7 protein-coding genes are annotated in these 6,235 nt (G+C 66.7%); 2 read left to right on the top strand and 5 right to left on the bottom strand.

The window, feature by feature from the left end:
* Positions 1–140: 140 nt before the first annotated feature.
* Positions 141–770 carry a hypothetical protein gene (locus QMX83_RS19465; protein ID WP_282298295.1) on the top strand — a complete coding sequence of 210 codons (630 nt, stop codon included), beginning with the start codon at positions 141–143 and terminating at the stop codon, positions 768–770.
* A 54-nt stretch (positions 771–824) separates the two neighbouring features.
* Here QMX83_RS19465 and QMX83_RS19460 read toward each other — a convergent pair whose 3' ends face one another.
* On the bottom strand, positions 825–1,979 hold the full coding sequence (locus QMX83_RS19460) for a PQQ-dependent sugar dehydrogenase (protein ID WP_282298294.1): 1,155 nt from the start codon (positions 1,977–1,979) through the stop codon (positions 825–827).
* Positions 1,980–2,130: 151 nt separating this feature from the next.
* Here QMX83_RS19460 and yiaA point away from each other — a divergent pair, with 151 nt between their 5' ends.
* The gene (yiaA, locus tag QMX83_RS19455) at positions 2,131–2,577 is read left to right on the top strand and encodes an inner membrane protein YiaA (protein WP_282298293.1); all 447 of its coding nucleotides are present in this window, start codon (positions 2,131–2,133) and stop codon (positions 2,575–2,577) included.
* 126 nt (positions 2,578–2,703) lie between these two features.
* Here yiaA and QMX83_RS19450 read toward each other — a convergent pair whose 3' ends face one another.
* The 4 genes from QMX83_RS19450 to QMX83_RS19435 form a co-directional block, all read right to left on the bottom strand.
* A complete protein-coding gene (locus tag QMX83_RS19450; protein WP_282298292.1) occupies positions 2,704–3,072 on the bottom strand; it encodes a hypothetical protein in 369 nt (122 codons plus the stop codon).
* 96 nt (positions 3,073–3,168) lie between these two features.
* Positions 3,169–4,476 carry an amino acid permease gene (locus QMX83_RS19445; RefSeq protein WP_282298291.1) on the bottom strand — a complete coding sequence of 436 codons (1,308 nt, stop codon included), beginning with the start codon at positions 4,474–4,476 and terminating at the stop codon, positions 3,169–3,171.
* Positions 4,473–5,228, bottom strand: a complete 756-nt coding sequence (locus tag QMX83_RS19440) for a L,D-transpeptidase family protein (RefSeq protein WP_282298290.1) — start codon at positions 5,226–5,228, stop codon at positions 4,473–4,475. The genes QMX83_RS19445 and QMX83_RS19440 overlap by 4 nt, the downstream gene beginning before the upstream one ends.
* 15 nt (positions 5,229–5,243) lie before the next feature.
* Positions 5,244–6,092 (bottom strand): MurR/RpiR family transcriptional regulator, encoded by an 849-nt coding sequence (locus QMX83_RS19435; protein WP_282298289.1) that lies wholly within the window; start codon positions 6,090–6,092, stop codon positions 5,244–5,246.
* Positions 6,093–6,235 lie beyond the last annotated feature (143 nt).

Below are 6,235 nucleotides of genomic sequence, written 5' to 3'. Positions count from 1 at the left end.
CCGCGGGCCCCCCCCCCGCCGCCGCCGCCCCCGCCGCGCGCCCCCCCCCCCCCCCCCCCCCCCCGCTACCGGATCCCGTCATCATGAGGTGACACGAGCTGGCCTACGCTTCTTCCACCGCATCATGATGGAAGTTCCCCATGCGCCTGACTCCGCTCCCGCTGCTCCTCGCCCTCACCACACCGCTGTGGCTGACCGCCTGCAGCAAGCCCGAATCCTCCACCGCCACCGAAGCGCCCACCACCGCGCCGGCGGAGGACGCGCCCGTCGCCAGCAATTCGCCTGACGCGGTGCCCGCGACCAGCGAGCCGGCACCGGCCACCACCCCGGCCCCCGCCACCACCGAAGTGGCCGCCGGTGAAGCCGCCGCTTCCGGCGACGACCACGCTGCCGCCGCCGAAGGTGACGCGCGTCAACGCATTGAACGCCTGCTCGGCGATGTGGATCAGTATGAAAAGGTGTTCACCGACCTGCAGCGCGGTGTTGCCGCCGATGATGCTGCCGCCGTTGCCGGGCTGCTGCGTTACCCGGTGCGGGTAAGCGTGGACGGCAAGACTCAGAAGCTCGCCGATGCCGCCGCATTCCAGCGCGATTACCCGAAGATCGTCACGCCGGCCTTGAAGGCGTTAATCGCCGAACAGCGCTTCGACACCCTGTTCGTCAACCAGCAGGGCGTGATGCTGGGGCAGGGCGAGGTGTGGATCACCGGCACGTGCCTGGACAAGGCCTGCACGAAGTCCGAAGTGAAGGTCAACAACATCGGCAGTTGATCGCCCGATGTGGCACCGCGAGGGACGCGCATCGCGCGCGTCCCTTCGCGCGCATCAACCCTTCGGCGTCAGCTTCAACAACCGCGCCTTGCTGCCATCCTCCAGCACCCAGATCGCGCCATCCGGACCCTGTTCCACTTCACGGATGCGTTCACCCATCGCGAATCGCTCCGCTTCCTTCGCGTTGTCGCCGTCAAACGCGACCCGCACCAGCGAGGTCGACGACAGCCCGCCGATGAAACCGCTGCCCTTCCACTGCGGGAACTGCGAACCGTTGTAGATGATGAACCCCGCCGGCGAAATCACCGGGGTCCAGGTGATCTTCGGTGCTTCAAATTCCGGGCGGGTGCTGTGGTCCGGAATCTCGCGGCCGTCGTAGTGATTGCCGTTGGAGACAATCGGGTAACCGTAGTTCTTGCCGCGCACGATCAGGTTCAGTTCGTCGCCGCCGGCCGGACCCATTTCATGCACCCACAGCTTGCCGCGCGCATCGAAGGCGATGCCCAGCGCGTTGCGGTGACCGATCGACCACGCCTGCGCCGCCACGCCGCCCTGCGAGGCGAACGGATTGTCCGAGGGCACGCTGCCGTCGTCATTCAAGCGGATGATCTTGCCCAGGTTGCCACTCATGTCCTGGGCCGGGTCGAACTTCTGGCGTTCGCTGGAGGTGATCCACAGCTTGCCGTCCGGGCCGAACGCCAGGCGGTGGCCATAGTGGCCCTTGCCGGTGACCTTCGGGGTCTGTCGCCAGATCACCTTGAAGTCCTGCAGGGTGCCGCTGCCGTCGGCCGCCAACACCAGCTTGGCGCGCGCCACGGCTGCGCCGCGGGTGTCGCCTTCGCCCTCTTCGGCGTAGCTGACGTACAGCCAGCCGTTCTTCGCGAAGTCCGGGTGGGGCAACACATCGCCCATACCGCCCTGGCCGCCGTAGGCCACCTTGGGCAGGCCGGTGATCGCCGCGCGCTTGCCGGTCTGCACGTTGAAGTGCTGCAGCGCGCCTTCCTTCTCGGTCACCAGCAGGCTGCCATCCGGCAGGAAGGCCATTGCCCACGGCTGGTCAAAGCGGGCGACTTCGGTGGCGGTGAACGGCCAGTCGGCCTTCTGGATCACCGGCGCGGCGGTGGCGGTGGGGCCGGCGGCCACGCAGGCGGTGGTGAACAGGGCGGGGGTGGCAGCCAGGGCCAGGGTGAGCAGCAGATGGCGGGGCATGAGGGTGTCTCCGTCAGGGGTGCGATATCCAGCCCTGTTTGTACAGCATGACCATCAACACCGCGTGGACCATAGGTCACCCCGGATAGGCGCGCCGCCCGGATTCAGCTACCGTACGCAGCAACACGGACGCGTCAAAACGGAGTTTGCAATGAATACCAGCGTACAGAAGCCTTCACCCGCCTTCATCGCCGCCTCGTGGACGGCCCTGCTGCTGGGCGCGGCGGCCTACCTGATCGGCCTGTTCAACGCCGAAATGGCCCTCAACGAGAAGGGCTACTACCTCACCCTGCTGCTGTTCGGCCTGTTCGCCGCCGTCTCGCTGCAGAAGAGCGTACGCGACCGTGTGGAAGGCATTCCGGTCAGCAGCCTGTATTACTCGCTGTGCTGGTTCGCCCTGCTGGCCTCGCTGCTGCTGTTGCTGGTCGGCCTGTGGAACGCCACTCTGCTGCTGAGCGAAAAGGGCTTCTACGGCATGGCCTTCGCGCTCAGCCTGTTCGGCGCGGTCGCCGTGCAGAAAAACACCCGCGACCTCATGGCCGCAGGTGCTGATGAACCCAAGCGCCCGGCCAAGCTGCCGCCGCTCCCGGGCGAATAAACCGCGCCCTATCGTCGATATTGCCGATAGGGCGTCAATGGTAGAGGCGGTCGCAAGACGCCTGCCGATAACACTGATCGGCACGTTAACGCATGGACCCAACCGGGCCAACGCCTCACCACTCAATCACGTCCCGCGCGGCACGCCTTTATCCAAATGCGCCTGCCGCAACGCGGTGGACTCATCCCACCCCCGCTGCACCGCACTCCGCGCCTGTTCCCAGGTCAACTTGCTCTTCGCATGTTCCTGCGCCCAGCGCGACTGCAACTCGGCCTCCACCTGCTCATACGCCGCAATCACCTCATCGGCCCGCGTGCGCTGATGGCGCGCGCTGTAGCCCAGGTAATACGCCGGCTCGTAGTCTTCAAAGATCAGGTCGCTGCTGCTGTCGTAGTAAGGCTCGGCGCTGAAGCGCTCGCGCCAGTAATCGGAGACCGCTTCGCGCGGCACGCCGTCTTCCGGCACCCGGCCGGGAATCTGATAGTCAGGGCTCATGTCTGGCTCCGGTGGGGTGAGGCTCTACCGTAGCCATGTGCCGGTTAACGCCGTGGGCGCAGCGGGTGAATGGCGGATCAAACGCCATTCATGCGATCACTCGCCCTTCCGCGGCAACAGATAAATCACCCCACCCACCGCAAACGCGATCAACGCCGCCGCAATGTTCTGCCAGCTCGCACTGGCAAACAGTGCCAGGCACAGCACCAGCGCCAGCACCGGAATCAACGGCCCACCCGGCAGCTTCAACGCCCCCGGCCGGTCGCGGAAACGCCGCGCCAGCACCAGCACCGCCGCCGCCGTGCCGATATACGCAAACAACCGCGTGGTCATCGACAACAGCGCCAGCTGCACGAACGAGCCGCTCAGTGCCAGCACCAGCGCAATCAACCCCTGGGTCACGATCGCCGCCGCCGGCGTGCGGAAGCGCGGGTGCACCTGCGCCAGCAACTTCGGCCCATACCCATCACGGGCCAGCGCGAACAGGAAGCGCGGCCCCATCATCATCGTGTTGCTGTTGGTGCCCAGAATCGAAATCGTCGCACCCACGGTCAGAATCAACGCCAGCGCCTCACCGCCAAACCCGGCCGCCGCATCCGCCAGCGGCGTGGCCGAATCCGCCAAGCCGGGCAGGGTGCCCTGGGCAATGAACTGCACCGCGCCGTAAATCACCGTCACCGTCACAATCATGGTGATCAGCGCGAACGGAATGTCGCGTTTCGGGTTGCGGTATTCGCCCGCCGCCGCCGGAATGTTCTCAAAGCCGGCATACGCATACAGCAGCAACAGCGCCGCCTCGCCCATCCGCTGCAGGTCATGCGGGTCCGGGCGCTGGCCGGAGAACGCCAGGTCCATGTCCACATAGAACACGCCGATCAGCACGAACAGCAGCAGCGGCAGCAGCTTGCCGATCACCAGCACGATGCCGGTGCGCGCGGCCGAGCGCACGCCCATCACGTTCACTGCGGTCAAAAAGCCCAGCGAGACCACGATCACCAGCACCCGGCCTACATCGTGCCCCGCCCACGGCCAGAACCGCGCCACCGCATCAGCCAGCGCATTGCTCAACGCCGCTGCCGAGCTGATCCGGGTCAGCCAGATCATCCAGCCGATCTCAAACCCCGCAAACCGCCCGAATGCCTCGCGCGCATACAGGTAGCTGCCGCCCGGTTCGTCGAAGTAGCTCGCCGCCTGCGCGTAGCACAGCACCAGCAGCGCCACCACGATGCCGGCCGCCAGCACGCCCCACAGACTGAAGGGCCCGAGCAGCAGTACCGTGGCCGCCGGCAGCAGGTAGATGCCACTGCCGATCACATCGTTGATCGACAGCCCGACGATCTGCCAGCGGCTGACCGCACGCTCCAGCTGCGGCTCGGACGATCCGCCTTGCGCAGGTGTGCTCATGGCGCGCCCAATGCCGGCAGCTGCCACTGCGCCTGCAGCTGCGCGTACTGCGCCTTCGGCAGCAGCACGAAGCGCGGCCGCGCCGCCGGCGTCAGCCAGCCCAGCAGGGTGGCCATGTGCGCCGGCTCCATCGCCGTGCACCCGGCCGTGGCCTCACCCGGGGTGCGCCACAGGTGCGCGAAGATGCAGCTGCCGCCGCGCGGCACCGCCTTCGGGTTGTGCTCGATCACAAAGCCCTCGCGATAGCGCACGTCGCCCTTGTTGTGCAGGTCCAGTCGCATCGGCTCAGTCGAGCCTTCCACCGCTTCGGCCCCGACCACCTCCGCATCGACAATGCGGTTGTAGTACTTCGAATCCGGCACATCCATGCAGTAGCTGCTTTCCAGCATGGGCTGGTAGGGGAGGGAGGTCTCCACCTTGTCGGCATAGCCGAACGCCTCGCCGATGGCGAACACGCCCGCCGGGCTGCGGCCATCGCCTTCCTGCTTCTGCGGCCCGCCGCGCTGCGCCGGATGCAGGCCCGTGCCCCAGGCACTGCCGCTGCGGCCCACCGCCACGGTGAACGCCTCGCCCTGCGGCCGCCAGCCGGTCTCGGTGCGCGCATAGGCCTGCAGCGTGCCGGAGGTGGCGTCCCAGTCCGCAGTGGTCACCACCACCAGCTGGGTGGTGCCGTCCAGGGGCGCGTTCGCCCAGGCGGGCAGGGCACAGGCCAGCACAACGGTGGCAACAGCGGTTCGCAGGTACGGCAGCATCGTCAACTCCAGCACTCAGGTGTCGATCAGGTGTTCAATCCGCTCCAGGTTCACCCCCAGCTGGCGGTGCCGGTCCGGGTTGGCATGGCAGAGCAGGACAAACAGAAAGTCCAGCAGCGACTGCAAGGCTGAACGGTACAACAGTTGCGCCATCGAGGGCGACGGATCGTGCGCACACACCACCAGTGCCGCATCGGCATGCGCGCGCAGCGGGTTGGCGGTGTGGCGGGTGATCGACACCACCTTGCCGCCCATGTCCTGGAACTGGCGCGAAAGCTGGTACAGCTGTGGCAGCTTGCCGAATTCAGAAAACACCAGCAGCACATCGCCGGGGCGCACCGCCGCCAGATTGGCCATCATCAGAATCGGATCGGCGTGGTGCACGGTGAGCATGCCCAGCAGCGAAAGCCGCATCGCGAACTCGCGCGCATACAGGCCATCGTCGCCCAGTCCATAGACGAACACCTTCGGTGCACCGTCGATCAGCGCCACGATGCGCTCCACGTCGGCCTGTGCATTGGCCACCCGGGTTTCATCGTCGGCGGCCTGCCGGCTCTGCCGCAGGCGCTCGCCCAGCTGCGCATAGCCGTTGCCCGGCTCGCCCGTGGGCGGAGCCGCCTGCGGGTCACTGCCGGCGCGGGCCACTGCCTGGCCCACCGAGTACTTCAGGTCCGGGTAGCCTTTGAAGCCCAGCTTCTGGCTGAACTTCACCACGCTGGACTGGCTGATCCCCAGCGCGCTGGCCAGCTGCTGCGAGGAGTAGTCGCGCAGGAGGTGGGCGTTGTCGAGAATGAAATCGCCAATGCGGCGTTCAATCGCCGACATCTGATCACGCTCGGAACGGATTTTGAGGAGTGGGGGCATGGACTCGGGTCAATGGACAACATTGGATCGTAGAGCCACGCCCTGCGTGGCTGCACCGCATGATCGCCCGAAAGCAGCCACGCAGGGCGTGGCTCTACGGTGTCACCAGCGGGGCGGGTTGATCATATCCAGTCCTTGAACGT

The organism is Stenotrophomonas sp. PS02289, from assembly GCF_029960115.1.
GTDB lineage: Bacteria > Pseudomonadota > Gammaproteobacteria > Xanthomonadales > Xanthomonadaceae > Stenotrophomonas.
This window is presented reverse-complemented; position numbering and strand designations above follow the sequence as displayed.